This is a genomic window from Paraglaciecola sp. IT1134 (assembly GCF_058068185.1).
In genome coordinates this window covers 2,093,917-2,120,003 of sequence record NZ_CM176486.1, presented here as the reverse complement: position 1 = coordinate 2,120,003, position 26,087 = coordinate 2,093,917, and the positions used below count along the sequence as shown (strand labels likewise).

At 45.5% G+C, this 26,087-nt stretch carries 20 protein-coding genes; 9 read left to right on the top strand and 11 right to left on the bottom strand.

The genetic code is table 11. The annotated features are described in order from the left end of the window. Window positions 1–256: 256 nt before the first annotated feature. Complete coding sequence (locus AC3RV5_RS09285; RefSeq protein ID WP_489731638.1) at window positions 257–1,846, top strand: ABC-F family ATPase; 1,590 nt, start codon at window positions 257–259, stop codon at window positions 1,844–1,846. Between the two features lie 146 nt (window positions 1,847–1,992). Here AC3RV5_RS09285 and AC3RV5_RS09280 read toward each other — a convergent pair whose 3' ends face one another. Next, a complete protein-coding gene (locus AC3RV5_RS09280) occupies window positions 1,993–2,160 on the bottom strand; it encodes a hypothetical protein (protein WP_489731637.1) in 168 nt (55 codons plus the stop codon). A 356-nt stretch (window positions 2,161–2,516) separates the two neighbouring features. Between AC3RV5_RS09280 and AC3RV5_RS09275 the strand changes: the two genes are divergently transcribed. Next, window positions 2,517–2,990, top strand: coding sequence for an NYN domain-containing protein (locus AC3RV5_RS09275; RefSeq protein ID WP_489731636.1), 474 nt, complete (start codon window positions 2,517–2,519; stop codon window positions 2,988–2,990). A gap of 76 nt (window positions 2,991–3,066) precedes the next feature. Here the strand turns inward: AC3RV5_RS09275 and feoB are convergent, their stop codons facing one another. The 6 genes from feoB to AC3RV5_RS09245 form a co-directional block, all read right to left on the bottom strand. Further along, a complete protein-coding gene (gene feoB / locus AC3RV5_RS09270; protein ID WP_489731635.1) occupies window positions 3,067–4,884 on the bottom strand; it encodes a ferrous iron transporter B in 1,818 nt (605 codons plus the stop codon). Between the two features lie 92 nt (window positions 4,885–4,976). Then, on the bottom strand, window positions 4,977–5,210 hold the full coding sequence (locus AC3RV5_RS09265) for a FeoA family protein (protein ID WP_489731634.1): 234 nt from the start codon (window positions 5,208–5,210) through the stop codon (window positions 4,977–4,979). A 79-nt stretch (window positions 5,211–5,289) separates the two neighbouring features. Continuing rightward, the gene (locus AC3RV5_RS09260) at window positions 5,290–6,636 is read right to left on the bottom strand and encodes a class II 3-deoxy-7-phosphoheptulonate synthase (RefSeq protein ID WP_489731633.1); all 1,347 of its coding nucleotides are present in this window, start codon (window positions 6,634–6,636) and stop codon (window positions 5,290–5,292) included. Window positions 6,637–6,800: 164 nt separating this feature from the next. Continuing rightward, a complete protein-coding gene (locus tag AC3RV5_RS09255) occupies window positions 6,801–7,541 on the bottom strand; it encodes an ATP-binding cassette domain-containing protein (protein ID WP_489731632.1) in 741 nt (246 codons plus the stop codon). Window position 7,542: 1 nt separating this feature from the next. Further along, window positions 7,543–8,451: a FecCD family ABC transporter permease gene (locus tag AC3RV5_RS09250; RefSeq protein ID WP_489732128.1), complete on the bottom strand. Its 909-nt coding sequence runs from the start codon at window positions 8,449–8,451 to the stop codon at window positions 7,543–7,545. A gap of 64 nt (window positions 8,452–8,515) precedes the next feature. Further along, window positions 8,516–9,013: a low molecular weight protein-tyrosine-phosphatase gene (locus tag AC3RV5_RS09245; RefSeq protein ID WP_489732127.1), complete on the bottom strand. Its 498-nt coding sequence runs from the start codon at window positions 9,011–9,013 to the stop codon at window positions 8,516–8,518. Between the two features lie 324 nt (window positions 9,014–9,337). Here AC3RV5_RS09245 and AC3RV5_RS09240 point away from each other — a divergent pair, with 324 nt between their 5' ends. The 4 genes from AC3RV5_RS09240 (at window position 9,338) to htpX (ending at window position 15,961) form a co-directional block, all read left to right on the top strand. After that, a complete protein-coding gene (locus AC3RV5_RS09240) occupies window positions 9,338–11,344 on the top strand; it encodes a sialate O-acetylesterase (RefSeq protein WP_489731631.1) in 2,007 nt (668 codons plus the stop codon). A 143-nt stretch (window positions 11,345–11,487) separates the two neighbouring features. Further along, a complete protein-coding gene (locus AC3RV5_RS09235; protein WP_489731630.1) occupies window positions 11,488–12,306 on the top strand; it encodes a M23 family metallopeptidase in 819 nt (272 codons plus the stop codon). A 262-nt stretch (window positions 12,307–12,568) separates the two neighbouring features. After that, window positions 12,569–14,824, top strand: coding sequence for an acyl-CoA dehydrogenase (locus tag AC3RV5_RS09230; RefSeq protein WP_489731629.1), 2,256 nt, complete (start codon window positions 12,569–12,571; stop codon window positions 14,822–14,824). Between the two features lie 261 nt (window positions 14,825–15,085). After that, window positions 15,086–15,961 (top strand): protease HtpX, encoded by an 876-nt coding sequence (gene htpX / locus AC3RV5_RS09225; RefSeq protein WP_489731628.1) that lies wholly within the window; start codon window positions 15,086–15,088, stop codon window positions 15,959–15,961. Window positions 15,962–16,047: 86 nt separating this feature from the next. On the opposite strand, the gene AC3RV5_RS09220 is transcribed toward htpX, so the two are convergent. Further along, window positions 16,048–17,223 (bottom strand): mandelate racemase/muconate lactonizing enzyme family protein, encoded by a 1,176-nt coding sequence (locus AC3RV5_RS09220; RefSeq protein WP_489731627.1) that lies wholly within the window; start codon window positions 17,221–17,223, stop codon window positions 16,048–16,050. A 51-nt stretch (window positions 17,224–17,274) separates the two neighbouring features. Beyond that, window positions 17,275–18,042: a class II aldolase/adducin family protein gene (locus AC3RV5_RS09215; RefSeq protein ID WP_489731626.1), complete on the bottom strand. Its 768-nt coding sequence runs from the start codon at window positions 18,040–18,042 to the stop codon at window positions 17,275–17,277. 194 nt (window positions 18,043–18,236) lie between these two features. Here AC3RV5_RS09215 and AC3RV5_RS09210 point away from each other — a divergent pair, with 194 nt between their 5' ends. Next, window positions 18,237–19,346 carry a Gfo/Idh/MocA family protein gene (locus tag AC3RV5_RS09210; protein WP_489731625.1) on the top strand — a complete coding sequence of 370 codons (1,110 nt, stop codon included), beginning with the start codon at window positions 18,237–18,239 and terminating at the stop codon, window positions 19,344–19,346. A 14-nt stretch (window positions 19,347–19,360) separates the two neighbouring features. Continuing rightward, a complete protein-coding gene (locus AC3RV5_RS09205) occupies window positions 19,361–19,636 on the top strand; it encodes a peptidylprolyl isomerase (protein ID WP_489731624.1) in 276 nt (91 codons plus the stop codon). Here the strand turns inward: AC3RV5_RS09205 and AC3RV5_RS09200 are convergent. After that, entirely contained in the window at window positions 19,633–20,463 is an 831-nt protein-coding gene (locus tag AC3RV5_RS09200) for a phytanoyl-CoA dioxygenase family protein (RefSeq protein ID WP_489732126.1), read from the bottom strand. The two genes, AC3RV5_RS09205 and AC3RV5_RS09200, sit on opposite strands and share 4 nt — an antisense overlap. A 352-nt stretch (window positions 20,464–20,815) precedes the next feature. Between AC3RV5_RS09200 and AC3RV5_RS09195 the strand changes: the two genes are divergently transcribed. Continuing rightward, window positions 20,816–21,481, top strand: a complete 666-nt coding sequence (locus tag AC3RV5_RS09195; protein ID WP_489731623.1) for a DUF4097 family beta strand repeat-containing protein — start codon at window positions 20,816–20,818, stop codon at window positions 21,479–21,481. A 35-nt stretch (window positions 21,482–21,516) separates the two neighbouring features. Here AC3RV5_RS09195 and AC3RV5_RS09190 read toward each other — a convergent pair whose 3' ends face one another. Beyond that, complete coding sequence (locus AC3RV5_RS09190; protein WP_489731622.1) at window positions 21,517–26,055, bottom strand: EAL domain-containing protein; 4,539 nt, start codon at window positions 26,053–26,055, stop codon at window positions 21,517–21,519. Window positions 26,056–26,087: the final 32 nt, after the last annotated feature.

Genomic DNA, 26,087 nt, shown 5'->3' with positions numbered 1-26,087 from the left:
CTGAGGCCGTTATCAAGCATTACCCCTGGAGAAATGCTTGTTAACGGGGCTTGCGTTCAACATATATTTGATGGCTGTTGCCATTGTACTGTCTGCGCAAAGACACACAGACCCTTGGGTAAGCCAAGTGTTGTTTAAATTAGCCCCAGTGGCTATATCTATGGCATAATATGCGCCGAATTTTCCCTGGCAATATTACGCATAAGCGTAGGCTTGGGGGCCAGTATTTTTTACTCTCTACACTCGGAAGAAAACATTGTTAACGACCGCTAATATCACGATGCAGTTCGGCGAGAAGCCACTTTTTGAAAATGTCTCAGTTAAATTTGGTAACGGTAATCGTTACGGCCTGATTGGCGCTAATGGCTGTGGCAAATCAACGTTTATGAAGATCCTCGGTGGCGACCTTGAGCCATCAGCTGGTAACGTCTCTACGGATCCAGGTGAACGCATTGGTAAACTGAAACAAGATCAATTTGCCTATGAGCAATTCAGTGTCATCGATACTGTGGTCATGGGGCATGGTGAACTATGGAAAGTTAAAGTTGAACGGGATGTTATCTACTCCAATCCCGAAATGACCGAAGAAGACGGTATTCGGGTAGCCGATTTGGAGTCTGAATTTGCCGAGATGGACGGTTACACCGCTGAAGCCCGCGCCGGTGAATTACTTATAGGTGTAGGTATTCCTGTTGAGCAACACTTTGGACCTATGAGTGAAATAGCCCCAGGCTGGAAACTCAGGGTATTGCTTGCCCAGGTTATCTTTTCCGATCCGGACATCATGTTACTGGATGAGCCGACCAACAACTTGGATATCAATACCATTCGCTGGTTGGAAGAGGTGCTAAACCAACGCAACTGCTCCATGATCATTATTTCCCATGACCGTCACTTTCTAAACAGTGTCTGTACCCATATGGCAGATTTGGATTATGGCGAGATGCGTTTGTTCCCAGGCAACTACGATGAATATATGACAGCTGCTACCCAATCCAGAGAGCTGTTATTGGCCAATAACGCCAAGAAAAAGGCCCAAATTGCCGAACTTAAAACCTTTGTCAGCCGCTTTTCAGCTAACGCCTCTAAGTCAAAACAGGCTACGTCGCGAGCCAGACAAATAGATAAAATCAAACTGGATGATGTTAAACCCTCCAGTCGCCAAACCCCTTATATTCGTTTTGAGCAAAACAAAAAACTGCATCGCCTGGCGTTAGAAGTAACGGGTTTGAGCAAAAGTTATGACAACGAGTTATACCGTGATCTGAACTTGATGGTTGAGGTAGGTGAACGGGTAGCGATAATCGGGCAAAATGGTGTGGGTAAAACCACCTTGTTAAAATGCCTGGTGGGCGATACTGAACTGACGTCCGGTGAAGTGAAGTGGTCTGAAAACTCGCAATTGGGCTACTACGCACAAGATCATTCAGGGGATTTCGAGCAAGACATGACCCTGGTAGATTGGATGTACCAGTGGGCACGAGAAGGCGATGATGAGCAGATCATGCGCGGCACCTTAGGACGCTTATTATTCTCGCAAAATGAGATAACCAAATCGGTGAAAGTCATATCTGGTGGTGAGCAAGGTCGTATGATGTTTGGCAAGTTAATGTTGGAACGGCCTAATATTTTACTGATGGACGAGCCGACTAATCACTTGGATATGGAATCTATCGAAGCATTAAACCTGGCACTGGAAAACTACGCCGGTACCTTGTTGTTTGTCAGCCATGATCGGGAATTTGTTTCGTCTATCGCCACACGTATCATCGATATTACCGCTGATGGTATAGTGGACTTCAAAGGCAACTACGAAAGCTACCTGGAAAGTCAGGGCGCCGTTTAAGCTGATCTACGCCGGCGCGGGTACTGTAATATCAAGCATCTGCATCGCCTAGCTTACAGATACAAAAAAGCCTGAGATGTCTCAGGCTTTTTTGTATCTGGCGCGCTCTTTGATTAGTTATATACACATCATATGGAGCATGCAGACTAGGCGTTGATTAGCCATTGCACAAATTGTTTCGCTTCGCTGGCATTAGCAAACTTGGTATTTTTACGACCTAATTTGTCGGCAAAGGCAACACTTTGTTTATTCACAGAAATTGAATGCACTGGGTGCACGATACGGATCTGTGAGCCGTTGTATAAATAAGACATAATAAAACTCATTATAAATTGCGTGAATTCAGTTCACGCTGGATTTAACAGAAGCTTCACTACAGATTTGACGATTACTTTGGGAACCTGAACCAGGTTCTAGGAGTGGTAAATGGCAAGCATCGCTTGCAAAATTCGCCGTTCAATAATTCAGCTTAATATTTTTATTTTAAATGCAGGCTGACTGGATCAAGGTAAGACAAGACATTAATACCCATCTTTAAGACGGACAGTTTGCTTGAAGGAGGACTTTCTGCAAACTGCCGGCGATTATATAAGGGATTAATTTATAAAGCAATAGCTTATCGGTGTTATCATTTCCTACTAGGGTATCACTCAGTGACAAGGCTTCTTAATTGGATAAAATTGCCATATTTGCAGATGTGCAGAACATCTATTACACCTGTCGCCAAGCCTATGGGCGGCAATTTAATTACCGTAAACTATGGCACGAGGTGAGTCAGCTAGGGGAAATTGTAGTAGCCAAGGCCTACGCCATTGATCGTAACGATGAGCAACAGCAAAAATTCCAAAGTGCTTTGCAACATATTGGTTTTGATATAAAACTCAAACCCTATATACAGCGCAGTGACGGTTCGGCTAAAGGTGATTGGGATGTGGGTATCACCATAGACGTGTTAGATGCAGCCCCTCAAGTAGATAAGGTAATTTTACTCTCGGGGGATGGAGATTTTGATTTATTACTGACTAAAATCAGCCAAACATACCAGACTCGAACCTTGGTATATGGTGTCCCCCAGTTAACGGCTAACTCCCTGCTTAACGCCACGGATGAGTTTATTAAAATAGAGCAACAGCTCTTACTCTAAACGGCTCCTTTAATTCAGCTTAACTGAGAGAGATAGCTAGCAGGCAATGTTTCTTGCCTACTAGCGAAGCGAATACTTATAATAAACTGACGGCAATAAAAGCCAGGGCGTAGGCCAATGCGCCGTAACCGACAAACAATCCCCAGGCAATTTTACGACTGCCGGTTTCCCCTTTGAGGGTCGCCACTGTGGCCACACATTGCAGCGCCACCACATAAAACAGTAACAAGCCAATCCCTGCACCAAAAGCTAAACCGTCAGCCTGGATATTGGCGGCCAAGCCTGCAATGTTTTCATCGGCGCCTTCCATACCAAACAAGGTACCCAACGCACCAACAAAGACTTCACGGGCAAGGAATGACACCAATATCGCCACACCGTAGCGCCAGTCAAGCCCTAGAGGTTCAAAAATCGGTTCTATCCATTGACCCAACATGGCTAAGTAGGATTGCTGCAACTGATGGCTTTCATTGGGGAAATATCCTAAGAACCAGATAACCACAGAGACCATAAATATGACCGGCCCCGCCCGGCGAATAAACTGTTTGGCGCTAGTGAGCACCCTGAACATCAAAGGTTTCCAGTGGGGTAAACGATAAGTTGGTAATTCCAATATAAAGGGCATATCCGCCTTGTCACTCTCCCTGTCGGTAAATTTGTTTAATAACACGCTGACCAGCAAGGCAGTGACAATGCCCAGAAAGTATAATAAGAAAAAAGCAGTGCCTTGCAAATTTATCAGTCCGGCGAAATAACGGGTATCGGGGATCAGCACCGCAATTAATAAAGCATATACAGGTAAGCGAGCCGAACAGGACATCAGCGGAATAGTCATCATGGTGATCAAACGCTTGCGTGGTGACTCTATGGTTCGTGCCGCCATGATCGCCGGAATAGCACAGGCATGGCCGGATAAATAGGGAATGAAACTGCGTCCGGACAAACCAAAATAACTCAACGGCTTATGGCAAATTAATGCCGCCCGTGCTAAATAACCACTGTCTTCGAGTAAACCAATAATAAAGGTCAATACCATTATCTGGGGCACAAAGACCAGGAACGACCCTACCCCGCCAAATATTGCATCCCGCAAGAAGTCGTTGAGCATACCAGGACCAACAAAATCCGATACCCACAGAGCCATCACGGCAATGAAATTTTCAACGGCATCCATCAAAGGCGTCGCCCAAGTGAAGATACTTTGAAAAAGCAGAAACATGATGAGCAAAAATACCACGCCACCGAATAGGTTATTCAGCAGAAAACCGTCAATCTTGTTTTGTCTTTTAAGGACAATATCGGCGTTGATACCGTATTTTTTTGAGAATTTTCGACTAGTCTGAAAAACATTTTCGTCTAGGGCCTGACTGACGCTGGGGATATAGGTTTGTCCCTGGCTAGCGATATCCTGGATCGCTAGTTTAAATTCATGAATACCGGTCAAGGTTTTGGCTGACAACGCAAAGACTTCACACCCCAGTTCTTTACTCAGCGCCGCGGTATCAATTGAATGGCTGAAACGCTGAACTTCATCAATCATATTAAGGGCGAAAACCAGAGGTTTATTATGTTTTCTAGCAAGCTCCCTAACCTGTATGCCAAAAACCAGACTTCGTTCTAGCCGGGTCGCATCCAAATTACATACGATTAATGCCGTATCATCGCTGTGCATAGCTTCGTGCAGCTTTTCAACTGCGATTTCTTCATCCCGGGACAAAGAACTTAGAGAATAAGTGCCCGGAAAATCTACTAACTGATACTTGCCTAATGTGCCGCTTTTTAGTTCAACTGTCACCCCCGGGAAATTTGCTACTTTCTGACGTAAGCCCGTTAACTGGTTAAACAACAGACTTTTTCCCGAATTGGGTTTACCTACTAAGATGATATTTTTCATTAAAATGCTTGTTTTGCACGTCGTGTAAACCTTACAAGACGGTATTTAAATGATAAGTTGCCACCGCCCCAAAAGGCAATCAACAAGAAGGATCAGGCATCAGTTGTTACTGCGACCTTATTGGCAATGCTCTGCTCGAGGGAGTAAACACAATCACCAATTTGCACTACCAAAGGCCCTCTTAACGGACTGCGTCTTAGGCATCGAATAGATTGCCCTGCAGTAATGCCCATTTCAAGTAAGCGATTGATTACCGCAGGAACCAATGTAGTGTCCACCGCCTCGATTAAAGCTGACTGTTTAGCCTTGATATCCCAAAGTGTCATTGCCTCTCCTATCCACATAATGCAAATGAAAACTATTTGCATTTAATATACCTATATGGGGTAGCAAAAGCAATGTTAATTACTGGGCTTTCTTGAGATGGTCAGCCACTAAAAACGCCATTTCTAGTACCTGATCGGCATTGAGCCTGGGGTCACACTGAGTTTTATAGGCTTGGGCTAAATCGTCGTCACTGATTTGATAGGCACCACCGGTACATTCAGTTACATGTTGACCGGTCATTTCCAAGTGGATCCCCCCGGCATGTGTGCCTTCGGCGCGATGGGCCGAGAAAAACTGCTGAATTTCACGCAAGATAGCATCGAAATTACGGGTTTTGTAGCCGCTTGATGCCTTAAACGTATTGCCGTGCATAGGATCCGAGCTCCATACCACCTTACGCCCTTCCTGTTTTACTCTGCGTAACAAGGCCGGCAAATGTTGCTCCAAATTATCGGCTCCCATACGGGTGATCAGGGTTAAGCGGCCTGCCGTATTGTCGGGATTCAAAGCATCGATTAAGCGAATAAGCTCATCACCTTGCATACTGGGCCCCACTTTGACGCCAATGGGATTATGGATCCCCTTGAAAAATTGCACATGGGCATGATCCAGCTGACGGGTTCTTTCACCAATCCATAACATGTGAGCCGAACAATTATACCAATTGCCCGTGAGGGTATCGACTCGGGTTAGTGCTTGCTCGTAATTGAGCAACAAGGCTTCGTGAGAAGTGAAGAGTGTTGTTTCATGCAAGGTAGGGGTATTGCTGATGTTGATCCCCATGACATCCATAAATTCCAAGGAATCCTGAATGCGGCTGGCAACATCCTGATAGCGCTCTTTCAAGGGATTATTTTCCAGAAACGCCATATTCCAGCGATTAACCTGATGTAAATCAGCCAAGCCGCCTTGGGCAAAGGCACGCAACAAATTCAAGGTGGCAGCACTACGATGATAAGCGTCGAGCATACGCTGGGGGTCGGGAAAGCGTGCCGCTTCGGTAAACTCAATGCTATTGATAATATCACCACGATAGCTGGGTAATGACACGCCATCTATGGTCTCAAAATCTCCGGATCGGGGTTTGGCATATTGCCCAGCCATGCGGGCGACCTTGGTAACCGGACAACGTCCAGCAAAGGTCAGAACAATGGCCATTTGCAATATGACTTTAAAGGTATCGCGAATTTTCGGGGCGTTAAATTCGTCAAAAGATTCGGCGCAATCGCCACCTTGCAATAAGAAACCTTTGCCTTCAGAAACTTGGCCCAATTGTTTAAACAAATCACGGGTTTCGGCCGCAAACACCAAAGGCGGATAAGTCTTCAGTTTTTGTTCCACATTATTTAAGTGCTGGTGATCCTCGTAATGAGGTTGTTGCAATATTGGCTTTTGACGCCAATCATCGGGTTGCCACTGGCTCACATTAGATCCTTAATTATCAAAAATTGGGTTATATTGGCGGCTGTTTATCGGCTGCGGTTAAATCCGCTACGGTCCGTCTTATGATACCGCCAAACAGCTATAATACCCCAGTTGCATAACAATAAGGCACCACAACTTACAAAAAATAAGCATCATTATCGGGGTTACCCTAGATAAGTTTGCCATAACTTATTGCCTGCATCATCTACAAAGTTGCGAACTTCACAGTCAAACACCGCGCTAAGCTGGTTTATGGTCATGATGGTTTCAGGGGAGCCTTGGCTAACCATGGTGCCACTGCGCATCAGCCAAACCTGCTGGGCATATTGCTGACACAAGTTAAGATCATGGTGACTGATAATGATCACGTTGCCCAACGAGGCCAGCCCAGTCAGCATTTGTAGTAACAAATGTTGGTGGCGAAAATCCAATCCCTGAGTGGGCTCATCGAGTAAAATGATCCCTCTACCGTTTTCAATCGCTGGCCATATTTGCCACAAAGCCCGGGCGATTTGTACCCTGCGGCTCTCTCCCCCTGACAACTCAGCCAGTGATCGTGACAAGAACGGTTTAATTTCCAGTGCTTGCTCCAAAGCAGCAGGAAAGTCGTTCCCCGGCGCAAAAAAAGCGAGCGACTCTTTGACCGAGATAGCAAAGACACTGTTTTGTTGCTGTTCCTGCAGACACCTGATTTGCGCTTGCTGATGCAATGAATAATCCGCTAACGGACACCCATGCAAAGTAATGTAGCCACTTTCGATCCCCAGTAATCCAGACAGTGTTGCCAACAAGGTAGATTTACCCGCGCCGTTAGCTCCCAATACATGCACAAATTGCCCACTTTGAGCGTGACCGCTGACTTGCACCAGTCGCTTACCCAATGTCAGAGCCGAAAATTGCAACATGTCATACACCCTGCCTGGTTAAACGAATAATAGAATATAAAAAAACAGGCCCGCCCAGGGTAGCGGTCAACATAGACACGGGAATGCTGATGCCGCCCATACTGCGGGTAACCAGTACCACTGCCATTAACAGGATACCGCCAAGTAATGCCGAAGCGGGTAAAATGAATCTATTATCGTAACCGGCAACGTTGCGCAACAAATGAGGTACCAGTAAGCCGACAAAGGCGATAGAACCGGCAATAGACACGGCTATGCCGACCATTAACGCACACACCAAAAGTGCGGTTTTATTAAAACGTTTGATATCCAGTCCGGCGAGTTGAGCGGTATTAGCACCAAAATAATACCAATTTAACTGCTGGCCCTGGCGCAACATATAGGCTAACAAGATCAGCATTAGCGGCCCGGCAATTGTCAAAATGGTCCAGTCGGCCTGGTGCAAGCTGCCCATCAACCAAAAAGTCAAGTTGCGCATCGACTGGGCATCGGACAATAAATGTAACCAGGCTATCACCGCACCACTTAGAGTAGAGATGGCGATACCTGCCAGGATCACCCCTGAGCTGATCCCGGCGAGACGCTTGGATATGGCGTAAATAATCCAGGTAGAGAGCATGGCACCAATGAAACAAAACAAAGGCAGAAAATACTGTAAATAGGCAAACGGCAGGCTACTGCCCAGTAACAAAAAGAGGGCGGCAGCTAAACTGGCTCCGCTAGTGATACCAATGATCCCCGGATCCGCTAAAGGATTACGTAATAAAACCTGTAATGTAGCCGAGCTTACCGCCAGACCTGCTCCGACAATAAAAGCCGTCACGACTAAGGGTAATCTGAGTTGCCAGATGATTTGCTGTTCAATGGGATCCGACATGGGCTGCTCTAAACCAGCAAACACCACCAGCATAGCGCAAAGAAATAACACTATGCCCAAGGCTATTAGGCTGCCACGCTGAAAACCTGGGGTGCTGCTAAGTTGTCGCAAAGCGGGCCTTGATGTGTTCAAGCAAACCGTCTGAAGCCTGCTCAATCAAATCCAACACATATTCGAATCCCCGCTTGCCTCCATAATAGGGATCGGGAACCTCGGATTCATGAGCATTAGTGTGGGCTAAAAATAAAGACACTTTATGCTGGTGCTCCGCAGGGCACATTTCCATTAAATGCTGCAAATTTTTATTATCCATCGCGATGATATAATCGAAGCTTGCAAAATCCTCCGCCACCACTTTGCGGCAGCGGATTTTTGAAAAGTCGTACCCCCTGTCACCACCTACCGCTTGGGCCCGTTTATCCGGCGAGGCTCCGTCGTGATAACCTAAGGTGCCCGCGGAATCAATAACGATACTAAGCCCGTAATCTTTAGCCTTTTGCCTGAATACAGCTTCCGCTGTGGGTGAACGACAAATATTTCCCAGGCACACAAAAAGCACGGACGTTATTGATTTTCCACTTTTTTTATCAAACACTTGAATAACATCCGCTGGAATAAATTGGGTTGTGCTTACTGGCAATACACCAAAGACATGAAGTAAGTCAGCCATTGATGTGCATCTTGAAACAAGTGAGTATTACGCCACATTTTATAGGTGAGTTAAATAGCTTTATTGAGCAAACGTACGTTTACTTAAACAAAAAAAGTGTCTGTCGAGGTTAGTGGACACACCTGCTGGTTGGAAAACTTACCTTGTCACTATATGGTTATTCACCTAACGGGTTAACTGAACTATCCTTTCTTGGCTCTCTCGTTACCAGACAGAGTATGCTCATCCCCTCAACATGTAGACACATAAATGGACGAAAAAAAAATGCAAAAATGGTTAAACAAAATAAGGTTGAGTTTAATTTTGCTGTTGGGTTTGATTACAAATAGTTTGATTGGCGTTACGCTGCAGGTCTATGCAGCACAGAGTCCATCATCCATGCCAAACACACTTAGTCTGCCGGCCATTTTTGCACCGCATATGGTACTGCAACGTAATAAACCTATGAATATCTGGGGTACTACCCAAGGCGGAAAAGAAGTAACGGTCACCTTAAATTTAGCCGATGGTAAACGGGTATCCGGCCAGGAGGTCAGTGCAGCAGATGGTCACTGGCAGGTCACCCTGCCCCAACAAGCCGCTGGCGGTCCTTATCAGTTGACCATAAAGGACGATGTAAGCCAGATTAATGTCGAAGATGTATTAATCGGAGATGTGTGGCTCGCCGCAGGACAATCCAACATGGAATGGAAACTGGGGTGGAACGTTGAAGGTGGCCCTGCAGAAATAGCCGCCAGCGGACTTCCTAATATACGTTTTTTTAATGTTGACAATAACTTCGCTGCAAGCGAGCAAACAACCACTCCCTCAACTGGCTGGCAGCAGGCATCTCCCCAAACAAGTCCGGAATTTTCCGCTATCGCCTGGTTTTTTGCCAAAAATAATCATCTGCAACAACAGGTCCCTGTTGGGATAATTGACAGCACTTGGGGCGGGACCCCAGCCGAAGCCTGGACGTCCCTGGGTGCATTACAGCATATCAAAGGCTATCAAGACGAGGCCAAAGATCTACGCCAAAACACGGCTAAATGGCAACAGGAATTTGCTCGGAATGACTTGCTGGAAAAACAAAAATCAAAGTTAATCAAAAGTACCCTCGCCTACCAGGACGGTAAGATCCTCAGTCATGATTACGATGATGCGTCTTGGCAGCAAGTTGAGTTGCCTAATCCGACCATTAAACCTTTGACGGATATTGTTTGGTTACGCAAAGTCATTCATTTACCACAAGCGCCGCAGAAAGCGCAATTAGCACTCGGTGCGCTTAACCAACTTGGTCAAATATTTATTAACGGACAACTGGTGTACCAAGAAACGGGATACGACGTCGTCGCTGATGTACCACTAGATAAGCACACCCTGCATCAAGGTGACAACATCATAGTAATAAGGGTGACCAGTAGCTGGGACAACAAGGTGCTAGTCGGCGAAAAAAATAAGTTCAAGCTGCGCTTGGATGACACCGATTACGATTTGTCAGGCCAATGGAAATTCTCTAATAAAATCGAGCCTCCTGTACCCAAGGTTAAATATTACAACTGGAAGCCGGGGGTATTGTATAACGCCATGATCCACCCCCTGATCCAATTCCCCCTCAGTGGGGTAATTTGGTATCAAGGTGAAAATAACGTGGGCACTGCACAGCTCTACCCTGAGCTGTTTAAGGGGCTGATAAACGATTGGCGCGCAAAGTGGGATGTCCAGGAGTTACCCTTTTTATTTGTCCAGCTTGCCAGTTATAGTCAACCTCAGGCGCAACCACGAGAAAGCGCCTGGGCAGAACTACGCGCAGCCCAGGCGGAAGCATTAAGTTTGACCAATACCGCCATGGCTGTGACCATCGATTTAGGTAATACAGAAGACATCCATCCGCGCAATAAAAAAGAGGTAGGCAACAGACTGTGGTTAGCGGCAAAACATCTGGTTTTTGGTGAGGACGTCGTCTTTTCTGGGCCAAAAATGCGCGATGTAACTGAGTTTGAGCACGACGGCCAGGCAGGGTTATTAGTGAAATATGATCATGCCCAGCAGGGTTTACAGGCCAGTTCATCTTCCTTGAAGGGTTTTGCGTTGGCTGCAGATGACGGGAGTTTTGTTAATGCCCAAGCGATAATCCTGGGCCAACAGATATTTGTGTGGTCACCGAAAATCAAACAACCTAGACGTTTACGTTATGCTTGGGCGGATTATAGCGAGGCTAATTTGTATAATCAGGCCAGATTGCCAGCTTTGCCCTTTGCCGCCAAGGTTGAATAGCTCAGGCATAAGTGACCATTGGCAAACATCGTATTGACCTGACGTTTACCGCATAAATATGGGTATTGGGCTTATCCACTGAGTGTAAATAATTAGTTTCTGGTCTGTATGAGGCTAACTACTTACTGTACGGGAGCATGAAATTGCCGTTTTTTACATTTATCCGGGTTCTGGTATTAGGCTTTTGTACCCTGCTTTCGACCGTTGCAAGTGCATACTGTATCGACAACTGGGCCTGTTTTGATGTTGTCAAACAAGCCAATAACATAGAGTTTTGGCTCATAAATAAAAAGCCTTACCCCATCACCGCAACGTTAGAGATCCAGGGGCAAAACCTCAGCAGCGCCCAAGGCAAACACAATCAATACAGCGCAACCAGGGTGTTAACGGGCGCCCAGCGCACCCTGGTATTAAGCCTTACCGCTAGCGATCCGGCCAAACCCATTCACTACAATGATGAGTTTTACTGGACACCAGGGATCCTCAACGCCAAACATAATGATGTTTATCGCTATGCACTGCCCTACGCCCAAGGTGCACGCTACCGATTGGTGCAGGGATTTGGTGGCGGTTACAGCCATAGTGGCGCGTCACGTTACGCCCTTGATTTTGCCATGCCAATAGGCACACCTGTGCATGCCGCCCGAGAAGGCCAGGTGATTGACTTACAACAAAAACATAACCGTGGCGGGGCTAGTCGCCGTTATTCGCGCTATGCCAACTTTATTACTATCTTGCACGACGATGGCACAACGGGTGAGTACTACCACCTAAGACTAAATGGTGTGGTTGTGGCCTTGGGGGACATAATAAAGCGTGGTCAACTCATAGGGTATTCCGGCACCACAGGTTTTTCATCTTTGCCCCATCTGCATTTCGCCGTATACCAAGCCAAAAGTCATGGCAAATATGCCTCAATTCCAATTAGGTTTAGCTCTTCATTGCGCCAGCCCAGATGGTGAAAGTTAACAACAACCAGGCAAGGAGATTTCAGCATTATCCAAGCTCATATAGTGGAATTTAATCTATGCCTACTAGGCCGAGAACTGCCCGTTGGCTTTCATTATTTTTAACGTGTTGAAAATCAGGTATTGATGGAAAACCACTTTGTAGATAGGCCTTAAGTGTGCTGGCTGTTAAGAAAAAACGGTAGAAAATTTGATCTATTCGCAAAAATGAGTAATATACATTGCAACTGGTCAGATGAGCGGATGAGTAAAAACTATGAGTATTAGAACAAGTCTTAAAAAAGTGTTACCCCCAATTTCGTTAACCGAGCAAGAAGCGTTAGACGCAGGCGATGTATGGATAGAGTCTTCGATATATCAAGGTAAGCCCGATATGCAGGCACTTAGAGCCATTCCCAGAGCGACCTTAACTGCGGACGAACAAGCCTTCCTCGCTGGACCGGTACAACAATTATTAGAGATGGTTGATGATTTTGCTTTGCAAAACGGCAAACATTTGCCGCAAGAAATACTGGATTTTTTGTCGATAAATAAATTTTTTGCCTTGATCATTCCAAAGAAATTTAACGGTTTAGAGTTCTCTGCATACGCCAACTCAACCATAGTGGCCACTATTGCAGTAAAAAGCAGTGCGATCGCTGTGACGGTCATGGTCCCGAATTCATTGGGCCCAGGCGAATTACTTATGCATTACGGTACCACTGCCCAACAAGAGCAATGGTTACCTGATTTAGCCGTTGGAAAAGAAATACCATGTTTCGCCCTGACGAGCCCCGAAGCGGGTTCGGACGCCGGTGCTATTCCGGATGCGGGGATAGTGACTAAAGGCATGTACAACGGTGAAGAAGTCGTCGGTCTCTGTGTGAGCTGGGACAAACGTTACATCACCCTGGCACCCATCGCCACCGTGCTGGGTTTAGCGTTTAAAGTATTCGACCCAGAACAACTTTTAGGTGACAAACTTGAGTTAGGCATTACGTGTGCGCTTATTCCTAAATCTCATCCTGGTGTGGAACTAGGAAACCGTCATGATCCTATGGGTATCCGTTTTTATAACGGTACAACGCGTGGTAATGATGTATTTATCCCCATGGACTTTATCATTGGCGGCGAGAAAAACATCGGCCGTGGTTGGCAGATGCTGGTAAGTTGCCTGGGGGCTGGACGCGGTATTTCACTACCTGCGATGGGCGTAGCGTCAGCACAGTCATCTCTTAAATCCACTGCCGAATATTCATTTGTACGTGAGCAGTTCGGCGTGCCAATTGGTCGGTTCGAAGGGATCCAGGAAAAGCTGGCTGATATCGCCGGTAAAACTTTTGTGCTCGAATCTATGCGGGTACTGACCACTGAAGGCCTGGGGCTGGGTTTGAAACCCTCAGTTGTCACTGCAATGGCAAAATACCACATGACCGAGCTGGGTCGTGATGTGTGTAACACAGCCATGGATATCCAAGCGGGTAAAGCAATTCAACGTGGCCCGCAAAATAACCTGGCTAATGGCTATGCGGCGCAACCTATTGCCATTACCGTGGAAGGTGCGAATATACTCACTCGTAGTTTGATGATTTTCGGTCAGGGTGCCATGCGTTGTCACCCTCACCTCAAAGAAATGGTTGAGCTTATCCATAGCGATGATGCTAAAGCGGATAAAGCTTTTAATAAGGTATTAGGCAAAACGATCAGTTTCAGTGTGAAAAATTCACTGCGTAGCTTCTCGAAAAGCTATTTGCCCTTTACCCGCGGCGCAGGCTCATCGCTACCGGAAGTAAAACCCTACGAAAAACGTATGAATGCCTTGTCAGCCAAGTTAGCACCATTAGCAGATTTATCGCTGTTGATTTTAGGCGGCGATTTGAAAAAAGCTGAAATGTTATCCGCTCGGTTAGGCGACGTGATGAGCTACTTATATGCTGCAATGGCTGTTGTGCGTTTTTACGAACAAAAAGTATCCAGTCGCAGCGAAGCCAAACCTTATTTTGAATATGCAATTCAGTGGTGTTTACAGCAGGGTGAGCAAGCTTTGGTCGACTTTATTGCTAACTTCCCAAATACCGCCACTCGCGCCATGATGAGAATCTTAACCAATACTTACTCAACTTCGGTTAAGGGTATTTCTGATGACTTAAAACGTGAGTTATCAGATGCCACGATGGCGCAAAGTAGTATCATGAGTGAACTTACTCACCTTGTCAGAGTGATCCCTGGTGATGCCAACGATATCAACCAGCAGGCATTTGCTGCCAAACATGCGGTTATGCCATTGTTGAAAACCATCCAAAAAGCCTTGCGTAAAAATCCGGTGGTGCCTTTTATCTCCTTCGAACATGCTGTGACTAAAATGCATGAAAAAGGAGAGCTAAGCGCCGATGATTTTGCCTTGATACTGGATTACAACGAAAAACGTAAACTGGCAATACGGGTTGACGAATACACCTTTGACCTTGAATTATTGGATACCAATCAGCAGTTGGTGACCCCTAAACAAGAAAGTCAGGTTGACGCAGCGTAAAGACAACTAAAATACTGCCAGTCTCCCATTGAAACGGCAGCTCAAAAACGGGCCTCGATACGTTATCGGGGCCCGTTTTTTTGTTTGATGCCTTTGCTACTGCGGCGCTTTTCACGCGCCACAATTATCTGAGGCTACATATAAAATAAATCATCAACAAATCATCTTTACCAGCTACTATCGGTTTTTATAGCGGGCGATTTCGGCGGCAACGTTATAGCCAGCGTAGGCAAAAATAATTGACAAAAAGGGGTAATGAATATGTTTAGAGTATTGTTGTTTTTAGGCACCAATATCGCTATTTTGGCCTTGATAAGTTTAATTTTCAGCCTGTTTGGTTTCCAAGGACTGTTAGCACAAAACGGTGTTGATTTGGATCTTCAGGCGTTGCTGGTTTACGCTACTGTCATAGGTTTCAGCGGTGCCTTTATTTCACTATTTCTATCAAAATTTATCGCTAAACGCAGCATGAAAGTACATGTATTAACCACCCCACAGAACAACACTGAACGCGCTCTGGTGCAAACCGTTGGTAAGTTGGCACAACAAGCCGGTATTGGTATGCCTGAAGTGGGGATTTTTGTTAACCCCTCACCTAATGCCTTTGCCACTGGCTGGCAGAAAAATAATGCGCTAGTCGCCGTCAGTACCGGCCTGCTTGAGTCCATGAGCAGAAATGAAGTTGAAGCCGTATTGGCCCATGAAATTAGTCATATGGCCAATGGCGATATGGTCACCATGACCCTTATTCAAGGAGTGGTAAATACCTTTGTGGTGTTTTTATCCCGGATTATCGGTCATGTAGTTGACCGTGTGGTCTTTAAGGTAGAGCGCGGTCACGGGCCGGCGTTTTGGATAGTGTCCATGGTCAGCGAGCTGTTGTTGGGGATGCTGGCCATGATGGTGGTCATGTGGTTTTCCAGATACAGAGAATTTCGAGCTGATGCCGGTGGTGCCAGACTTGCCGGACGGCAAAACATGATTGCTGCCTTGCAACGCTTGGGGCAAGTAAAGAACACCCCTAACATACCGGACGAAATGGCGGCTTTGGCCATAGACGCTGGCAAAATTCATGGCCTTTTCACCAGCCACCCTCCTCTTGCAGCCAGAATTAAAGCACTGCAAGATGCTTCATGACATCTCAATCCGTATCCGCCACAGGCAGCTAGGATATTTTAGCTTAGGCCCGAAATTACGGGCCTAATAAGGGTATCCACAATGCCTTATTTAACTTCCATATGGGGCGAGCGGTAAACGATTTCATCGTTTAAATCAATACCTAGGCCTGGTACTTCTGTGACTTCAAAAAAGCCGTTTACCGGCTGGGGGTCTTGTAAACACAGCTCACGGTTCCAGTCTTTAATCGCGTAAGTATGATGTTCGTGGATTAAAAAATTAGGAATAGCAGTTTCCAGATGCAAACTGGCAGCGGTCGCGACCGGACCACCACAAACATGGGCCTGAATACGTACATCGTATACATCGGCATAATCACAAACCTTTTTCGCTTCAGTAAACCCGCCACACAAACCAATATCAGGCTGCAGCACATCCAGGCTTTGATCTTCCAAATAAGGCCTTACGCCCCAACGATTATATAGTCGTTCGCCCCCGGCAATAGGCACATTGACCCGTTTAGCCACTTTGTCATGTAATTTGGAATTAAGGTAATTGACCGGTTCTTCATAAAACAGGCACCCAATATCTTCGACCATTTCCCCAAGCTGGATAGCCGTTGCGACCCCAAGTAGACTGTGACATTCAAAGATTATATCGACATCATCCCCTACCGCATCACGGATTGCCTGCAGGCGTGCCTTAAACAATCGTATTTCTGGCTGGGTAAATAATTTGGTACGATCAAAGTGGCTTACGCCCGTCTTGTCGTAGACTATGGGATCAACTTTGACCGCATCATAGCCTTGGGCAACGGCTTTCTCGGCGGCCCGTCCATAGTCGGCAGGATCGTTTAAACGGGTAACTTCGCTATCCCAGTCAAATTGCAACTGGCTGGCGTAAGTACGTAATTTAGCGTTAGTTTTGCCTCCTAGCAATTGATAAACTGGTACCCCAAGGGCTTTGCCCTTAATGTCCCACAAGGCAGTATCTATAGCACTCATGGCAGCATAAATAATCGGCCCCCCGCCCAACCCCCAAAAACTTTCTCGTAGCATCCGGCTCCACAAGTGTTCAGTGTTCATGGGGTTGAATCCGATCAACATGGCCTGGGCGATCTCTTTGATCATATGGGCCGCAGCGCTGTGACCGAGATCGTAAGCTAAACCGGCTTCACCGACACCCGTGATACCTTCATCGGTATAAATGCGCACAAATACCGGGTTCCATGCTGGGCGTTTCGGGCAATCGATATCAAAAATTTCGACGCGGGTAATTTTCATTTTTAGGTTTCCTGAATAAGAGTTATATCGGTAAATGCTATAGTGCTGTCTCTATTGGCAAAAGCTTGGATCAAGTTTATAGGCTTTGCGTAACATAGCCGGCCAGGCTTTTTGGCCGCCGCTTTGGCCGCTGTGCACGACGTTAGCCTGGGCATAAATACCTTCTACAATAGTCTGAGGAATTTCAATGATTGGCTTTGTGGTTTGCAATAATTCTATTTGAATTTCGCAGGCCCGTTGTAAATCATAAAAACGCATAAAGGCATCACCTACACTTGGACCAACAGTTAAACCGCCATGATTGTGTAGTAACATATGATTATTTTGGCCCAGGTCGTCTTGTAAACGCTGTTTCTCATCGGCGTTTACCGCCAGCCCTTCATAACCATGATAACTTAACGACGACAGCGAAAACATTGCATACTGACTCCATGGCTGTAATCCCCCCGCTAAGCTAGCGACGCTGATAGTTGCTTTAGTGTGCAGATGGATAACACACTGGGCGTCATGGCGTACTTGATGAACAGCACTATGGATAGTGAAACCTGCTGGGTTAATACTATAAGGCGAGCCGTCAAGTACGTTACCGGCCAGATCGACTCTGATTAGGTTAGATGCCGTTACTTCTTCGAAAGTCAAACCAAAAGCATTAACCAGATACTCATCCGTATCCGGCACCCGCGCCGAGAGATGGGTGTAAATTAAATCCCCCCAGCCTAAATTAGCAACCAAACGATAACAAGCGGCCAAGTCGACTCGGGTTTGCCATTCAGCAGCTGACACTTTATCTTTTAAACTTATGTTAGTTAATTCGAACACCTTGCCTCACTTGTCACAAAACCATCATTAGGATTTCAGGCAGTTTTATCCGCCCTACTGTAGGTTAAATAATACAGTATTGAGGATAAATAACCGATAGAAAACATTCCACCGTTATGCGTATTAGTTATGATGTGGATAGCTTTATTCTGCTAAACCTATGGTTATCAATTAATTGACGTTTCGAGTTCACTATGGGCAAGTTAACCATCACACATTTGTCACGCCGAGACTTTCTGCAACTGGCCGGAGCAGGTCTAGCCTTCTCAGCAACGGCTGGTTGGCCGCTCACGACACAAGGTCAATCTGCGAAAAAAGTAGGGGTGGCCTTAGTTGGTCTTGGAAATTACAGCCGCGGGCTACTGGCGCCGGCCTTAGAAATGACCAAGCACTGTCAGTTAAGAGGGTTAGTGACCGGCAGCCCTGACAAACTCCCCCTGTGGCAACAACGTTATGCCATAGCGGACAAAAATATCTATTCCTACGACACCATGCATCAAATAGCCAATAACCCGGATATTGATGTGATTTATGTGGTTGTGCCTACGGCCTTACACCTTAAATATTGTGAGATAGCCGCAAACGCAGGCAAACATGTATGGTGCGAAAAACCCATGGCCATGACCACACAACAATGTCAGAAAATAATCGATGTTTGTAAGCGCAACAAAGTGCAGCTAAGTATTGGCTATCGCATGCAGCACGAACCTAATACCCGGCGTTTTATGGCTTATAAAAACAGCCTCCCCTATGGACCACTCACCAATATCATTGCTCAAGCCGGTTATGGTGGCAATGGACTGCCCGCTGACAATTGGCGCATGCAAAAAGCCATGGGCGGCGGTGCCATGTACGATATGGGTGTTTATCCGTTAAATGGGGCGCGCTTTATGGTGGGGCTAGAGCCCCTAGCGGTCACCGCCAGACATGAAAAATCCCACCCGCACATATTTAAAGAAGTGGATGAAAGCACCTATTTCACCCTGGAATTTCCCACGGGAGTCATCGCCCAGTGTGCAACCAGTGTGGTCAAGTCATTCAGCCAACTTAAAATGGAATGTGAAAACGACTGGTACAAACTGCAACCCATGTCAGAATATTCTGGGGTAACAGGGTATACTAGCGATGGTCAATCTTTTCCTGCCATCAAGGGTATGCAACAGGCACTGCAAATGGATGATGATGCCCTAGCAGTGCTGGGTCAGGGCCGGTTACTGGTGCCGGGCAGTGAAGGTTTACGAGACGTTCATGTCGTACAGGCCATCTTTGCATCTGCCGCTAGCGGCAAACGCGTACTATTATAAATAAGGTAATAAATATGAAAGCCAGTGCCTGTCACATCTTAGTTAAAACTCGACCAGAAGCGGATAAAATCAAGGCGCTACTGGATAAAGGTGGGGATTTTCATCAATTGGCAAAAAAACACTCCCTATGCCCATCAGGCAAAAAGGGCGGTGACTTAGGCGAGTTTCGTCCTGGCACTATGGTCAAAGCCTTTGATAATGTGGTGTTTAAACAAGATACGTTAGTCGTGCATGGGCCAATAAAAACCCAATTTGGTTTCCATCTGATAAAAACCTTATATAGAGATTAACCTAAGTTGCTCGGCGCGGCCTGTAACCAATTGCCAGGGTCATATTTACTGCAGCCGCAGGTGATATGTAAGGTAAAGGCATGCCGGGATTTTTGCGAGCGATTAGGCGCACTGAAGTGGGGTAACAAACCATCAAATACCACTAAGGTACCGCGCTTGACCTCTAACGGTTTGGCCTCATCATCTTTTGGCCAAGGGGTGGTATCTAATACCTTAAGTTCAGTTCGATCATCAGCATAACGAATAAATTGCTCTCGCAACGGAGTATCACTGCCATCCGCCTTAACTTGCAAACAGCCGTTTTGCAATGTGGCATCTTCCACCGCCAACCAATAGGTAATTACCGATAGCGGCTGACTGTAAAAATAGCTAGCATCCTGATGCCAACGGATCACCCCACCGATTTTGGGCTGCTTGAAAATATACATAGATTGGCGAATTTGCGGTTCAACTACCCCGAGGTCACGAGCAATTGCCGCAATTCGCGGATCACGACTAAAAGCCTTAAATACCGGATTTAAGTTGTGTAAAGCATGGCCTATTTTATTAATGCTTAGAGATTTGGCTTGATTGAGTTGACCGTGGCTATCAAAAGCCTCTTCTTCGAAGAAGCAGCGAACTTTATCCCCTGAGTTTAAAAAATAGTCATCACGGCTCTTGCTCTGATCCACGGTTGAGAAGATAGACCGGCTCGATTGCTGATCGAATGATTCGACTATTTTGCCAGCTTCAAGCTGCAGTACTTGCATTTCTGCATGCGTAAAGAGTTGATCAAATACAACATACCCCTGATTTTTAAAACGTTGTTGCTGCTGTGTGGATAACATGCGGGAAGCTCTATTCATTAAAAACCACTTACAATCATTTAGTTAGTATGCAACAAAATAATGAACCGCAACAGTTTTCCCGGCTGTACAGCTTGGAACATCTAAACGCCTTTGTTTGTCGTTCGATACTAAACCAAGTGTTTAGCGTGCGTCTTGTTACTTCATGCAAACATTCGACAACCCTTTTGTGATATTGACTAAATTTTAACGAATTCCCCTACTGCGTGTTCAGATTGTACATCGCCTTGCTGTATACAAAAAAATAAACACTATAAATTCATATAGTTACCTATGTGGCATAACAAGTGCTGTTGAACTATTCATATAACTAAAAAACACACCAGAGGTTTACATGTCTAACAAATTCACCCTTTCAACTTTCATCAGCTTGTGCATTATTGGCAGTTCCGGCTGCGTTATCCAGGTCGGCGGCGCCGAGCGAGAAGGAAATGTTAGCAGTATTTTTGGCCAGCTTGAGGTATCTGAGGGAAAAACAGTCAGAGATGTATCATCGGTTAATGGTGGGGTAGCGCTTAATGATTATGTCCAAGCGCAAAACGTCGATTCAGTTAACGGAAATATAGTAGCGGGTGAGTTTGTATCGGTCGATTCCCTGCAAACTGTCAATGGTAATATTGAAGCGGGAGATAATCTGCACGTTAGCCAAGATGTACGCACAGTTAACGGCAACGTGAACCTTAAATTTGACTCAAACATCGCCCAAAACATCGAAACCATAAATGGGGATATCTTACTCGATAACGTAACTGTGGGTGGAGATGTAGAAACGCAAAATGGCAATATATCCCTATCAAATAACAGCTTGATACGAGGGGATCTCGTATTTCACCAACAAGACCAAGATTCATGGAAATGGGATCGGGGTGTGCCGGTGTTAAACGTAGATGCCAGCTCATCCGTACAAGGAAATATTATATTGGAGCGCGAAGTTTCGTTAAACTTTGGTAACCAGGATATACAAACTCAAGTGATCAGGCGTTACCCACACTCACAATAACTGACCCAAACCAACTAAACCTGAGAGACGATAAATCAGATGTCCCAGGTTTTCTCGAGTAATGCATAGGTGTCGTCCAGCGGAACAGGTATAGAGAAATAATAGCCTTGCAACAAGTCACATCCGTGCTGTTTAAAAAAGGTTATTTGCTCAGCAGTTTCAATCCCTTCTGCCACACAATTCATCTGCAAACTCTCCGCCATGCGCAAGGTGGTCACAATAAGTGCTTCATTATTTTTATTAACGCCAATGCCGTCGACGAAACTTTTATCCACTTTGATAAACTGAATGGGAAATTCTTTTAAATATTTTAATGAAGAATAGCCGGTACCAAAATCGTCAAGGGCGATAATGAAGCCCCGAGTTCTGAGTTGTTGCATGTAAGCCAATGCTTTTTCATAATCTTTCATCAATGCACTCTCGGTGATTTCAAAGTGAATTGAGGTGACTGGCAACTGATTATCCGCTAAAAATGTAATGATGTTATCGATAGAGCTATGCCGCTCAAAATGTCTGGCAGAAAGGTTTATGGAGAGATAACCGCTAAAACCAATTTTCTGCCAACGTTTAAGCATGGGTAACGCTCGGTTCATAGCGTCTTGGGTCATTTTTTCAATCAGTCCAAGCTCTTCGGCAACGGGAATAAATCTTGCGGGTGAAACCTTGCCCGTAGGGGTAAACCAGCGCATCAATAACTCAAAGCCAATGACCTTGCCGCTACTAAAACTGACAATAGGTTGATAATGATTACACAGCTGATTGTTTTGATGGGCTTCTTTTAAGTCACTTTCAAGGGCCAGGCGTTGTTGGGCCAATATATTCATGTGAGAGGTGAAATATTGGAAATTGCTCCGCCCCAGTTCTTTGGCGTGGTACATGGCGACATCGGCATTTTCCAGTAATTCTTGGGAGTTAGTCGCATCCCCAGGAAACAATGCGATACCAATACTCGAAGATACTCCAACAGATTGATTATCTAATTGGACTGGCGCGTCAATGACACGAATAATTTCATTAGCCAAGCTACAAAGCTTATCGACATCTTGCACATTTTCAACCATGACCACGAACTCATCACCACCCAGACGTGCAACCGTATCGTCTTTCCTGAGTAAATTTAACAAACGTTTGGATATTTCCTGTAAAAGCGTATCCCCAGCTTTATGCCCCAAACTGTCGTTAACTTGTTTGAATTTATCTAAATCGATAAAAAATAACGCGATAGTAGTATGGTTGCGAACCGCGTGGTCAATAGCATGATTTATACGGTCAAGCAGTAAAGTGCGATTAGGCAGTCCAGTCAAGTTATCGAAATTCGCCAATTTGACTAATTCTTTTTGAGCCTCTTTTTGAACACTGATATCAGAGAGGATCACCAGATATGAGTCAATTTTGTTTGCATCATGTAGGCTGGCAACTGCCTTGATGTACACTAACACTTCACAAAGTCGTTGACCTTTAGCCAATATTTTGTCTTCCCCTCGCCAGTCTTCATTGGCTGTTAGGGTGGATAATATCCCCCAGAACTTCAGGTTACCCTCTGGCTGCTTGCGATAGAGCTTGTTTAGCTGAGTCCTCAGATTAATCTCGTCGACTATGCCAAATGCATCACAAAATGCCTTATTTGCCGCCAAAGGTATTCGTCGACTGTTACACACTAATACCCAATCCCTGGCATGTTTATAGGCCTCACCAAACAGACGCAATTTTTCGCGCTCTGCAATCGTTTCGGTGACATTGGTATAGGTGCCCGCTACGGTCAGGGTATTGCTGGTATTGCTGGTATTGCTGGTATTGCTGGTATTGTCAACGAAACTGCCTACATCGCGAAACCACAACCAGCTAGTATTCTTAGCCCGCATTCTGTAGGTAACGTCTAACAAGGTTTCACGATTTTCTAAAAACCGTTGCCAGCTAGATTCATAAAACCCCCTATCCTGCTTATGGATCAAAGCAATATGCTGCTCAAGGTTAACTGTGTCTGGTAGCTCTAAATATTCAAGCTCTGTGCTGATACGCGGTGAAAAAATCAAATTATTACTGGCTTGCCACTCCCACACATTGCTATTGCTCGCGTTAAGAGCCAACGATAATCGCTCTTTACTTTTAAGCACTTCTTTGTGGGCCTCACGCAGACGTCCCCCTTCTGCTTGGCGATTTCGCCAAAGCAAAAATATCACCAAAAACGCCAAGCCCCCGTACAGGCTGTAAGCCAAAGGCGACGACCAGGGGGCATAATGCACAATAATGGTAATACTTGCTGGTTTACTTTCTTTGCCCAAAGCAGCATCAAGTGCACTGACTTCGAATAAATATTGCCCTGGGGATAATTTGGGGAAGTTAACATTGGCCTGAGTCGTAAGCGGATAATCTAAGTTGGCAGCTCCACTTAAGCGATAGTGGTATCTAGTGCTGGACTGATCTTCATATCCCAGGGTAGAAAAAAACAGGGTGAGGCTCAAATCGTCATGTTCAAGAATGATTTTTTCACCGGACAAATTTTTTGGCGGTAAATTGAGTTTTTTTGTAGATAAGGTTATTCCCGTTATCTTAGGTACCCGGGTTACCGGCTGTTTTTGCTGGAGCTCGTCAGGGTGAAAAAGGGTAAAACCTTTGGGGGAACCGTAAACTAAACGCCCGTCTTGCAGCATTTGGCTCGCGCCTTGATTGAACTCGTCATTGCCCACACCTTGAGCGTGACTAAAACGCTGAAGCACATGATGGCTCGGGTCAAATTTCAACAACCCATTATGGGAACTCATCCAAATACTACCCATACTATCTTTTTGCAGACTATAGATAGTATTCGAGGGCAATAAATTGTCATTGTTGTAAAAAAATTTCTGTTCAAAACTATCACTGTCCAGTCCTACCAGACCGTAGCCAGGGTAACTGATCCACATGATATTGTTGTTATCGATAAGCCAGCTATCCGGTGACACACTATTGTGATGTTGCTCTTCGGTTAGTTGGTGGATAGCCGTTAACACCTTGATTTTGGTGTCCCACTGATATAAGCCACCAATTAAACTGACTATCATTTGATTGGGCTGGCCAGCGCGATGACCGAGGAAAGCCTGGGCTTTAGTCATAGGCATCAGCTTACTGAGTTGCGCTATTTTAGTGACCCTTTGAGCGTCCCAGGAGTAGCGGTAAAATCCAGTTCCTGACATAAACCACACATCGCCGCTCTCGTCCACGTCAGCACCCCACATAGGATGGGATAGTATTTCACGCTCATTATCGTGAGTCACCTTAAGGGGCATACTTACGCCTTTGTGTGTATTGAATCTGCGTAAACCGTCTCCCGTAACAAGCCATAAGCAACTGTCACTAGCGGGCAATATTTGATTAATGGTCGCAGAGGAATATTGGGCTTTATCGTCCACAGAAACTAAGTAACTGCGACTCTTACCATTTTGTAAATTATAGACATTCAAGCCATTATCCGTGCCTATCCACAGGGTTTGTTGGTCTTGCTGGTAGGTACTCCAGACATTATTGTCACTGAGGATTTTATGTTCCCGTCCCCCACGGATATTGAACACGTTTTGAAATAAGGTCGAACTGGCAGACCAATAAATGGCACCGTCAGAGCGTGTACCCACCCACAGGTTACTATTTGCATCAAACGCCAGATTATAGATTCCGTCTTTTGATAACGAATCACGACTATCAGTTGGCCTGAATATATGTGTCAGCTTGCTATCAACGACTGCATAACTAAATAGCCCCTGATCGGTTGCCAGATATAACTGCTGATCTGAGTAGGGCAAAATACGCCAAATGTTGCGCAGCTCTACCCTCACAGAGGATCCAGGTAACGGTCCAGTACCTTGAATAAAAGCTTTAAGCGCCTTGTAAGGTAGACTGTACAAACCTTCTACTGTGCCGACCCAAAAAGTGTCCAACTCGTCCAGATACAGCACTTTTGCATTGAGACGGTCTTGTTTGGATGCGTAGCTTTGTAAATAATCAATCTGAGTTATTTTTTGGCTGGCCAGATCCAGCCCCAATAAACCATGGGAGGTGGCGATAATAACGATGTCTTTGCTTCCCCACACCCATCGGATACTTTGTCCGTTATCTAATGCCTCAGGAGTGAGTGCATATACTTCAGTTATTTCTCCAGTTTGCATTGTATAACGCACAACACTTTGGTCCATGGCGAACCATAAAAAGTCATTAGAGTCTTGACTAATAGAGCTGGCATATTGCAGCCACTCAAGCTGATTTTGCGACGCAATGGCCAATATCAATTCAAGTTTACCAGTCTTCAAATCCATCTTGAAAACCCCAAGATTTAAGGTACTGATCCATAACCAGCCGGATGAGTCTTGATATAAATATTGGATTGGTTGGTCCAAGAGTTGCTTGTCTGGACCCGCTATATTAACAACTTGATAACCGTCATAACGATTAAGACCGGCATCTGTACCTAGCCATAAAAAACCATCTTGGTCGAGCAAAATAGCGTTCACTGTATCCTGAGACAATCCCTGCTCAGTCGATAGCTGAGCAAAAATCGGTTCGCTAATTTGTGGATTGGCGTGTACATGAACTGAAGAGAACAAAAACAAACAAAAAAGAAAAGCGGATCTGTTTA

Bases quoted from the DNA above. Each gene is read 5' to 3' on its own strand.
- AC3RV5_RS09280 (WP_489731637.1), bottom strand. From the start codon at position 2,160: ATGTCTTATTTATACAACGGCTCACAGATCCGTATCGTGCACCCAGTG.
- feoB (WP_489731635.1), bottom strand. From the start codon at position 4,884: ATGAAAAATATCATCTTAGTAGGTAAACCCAATTCGGGAAAAAGTCTG.
- AC3RV5_RS09265 (WP_489731634.1), bottom strand. From the start codon at position 5,210: ATGACACTTTGGGATATCAAGGCTAAACAGTCAGCTTTAATCGAGGCG.
- AC3RV5_RS09255 (WP_489731632.1), bottom strand. From the start codon at position 7,541: ATGTTGCAATTTTCGGCTCTGACATTGGGTAAGCGACTGGTGCAAGTC.
- AC3RV5_RS09250 (WP_489732128.1), bottom strand. From the start codon at position 8,451: ATGCTGGTGGTGTTTGCTGGTTTAGAGCAGCCCATGTCGGATCCCATT.
- AC3RV5_RS09240 (WP_489731631.1), top strand. From the start codon at position 9,338: ATGGACGAAAAAAAAATGCAAAAATGGTTAAACAAAATAAGGTTGAGT.
- AC3RV5_RS09230 (WP_489731629.1), top strand. From the start codon at position 12,569: ATGAGTATTAGAACAAGTCTTAAAAAAGTGTTACCCCCAATTTCGTTA.
- htpX (WP_489731628.1), top strand. From the start codon at position 15,086: ATGTTTAGAGTATTGTTGTTTTTAGGCACCAATATCGCTATTTTGGCC.
- AC3RV5_RS09220 (WP_489731627.1), bottom strand. From the start codon at position 17,223: ATGAAAATTACCCGCGTCGAAATTTTTGATATCGATTGCCCGAAACGC.
- AC3RV5_RS09210 (WP_489731625.1), top strand. From the start codon at position 18,237: ATGGGCAAGTTAACCATCACACATTTGTCACGCCGAGACTTTCTGCAA.
- AC3RV5_RS09205 (WP_489731624.1), top strand. From the start codon at position 19,361: ATGAAAGCCAGTGCCTGTCACATCTTAGTTAAAACTCGACCAGAAGCG.
- AC3RV5_RS09200 (WP_489732126.1), bottom strand. From the start codon at position 20,463: ATGTTATCCACACAGCAGCAACAACGTTTTAAAAATCAGGGGTATGTT.
- AC3RV5_RS09195 (WP_489731623.1), top strand. From the start codon at position 20,816: ATGTCTAACAAATTCACCCTTTCAACTTTCATCAGCTTGTGCATTATT.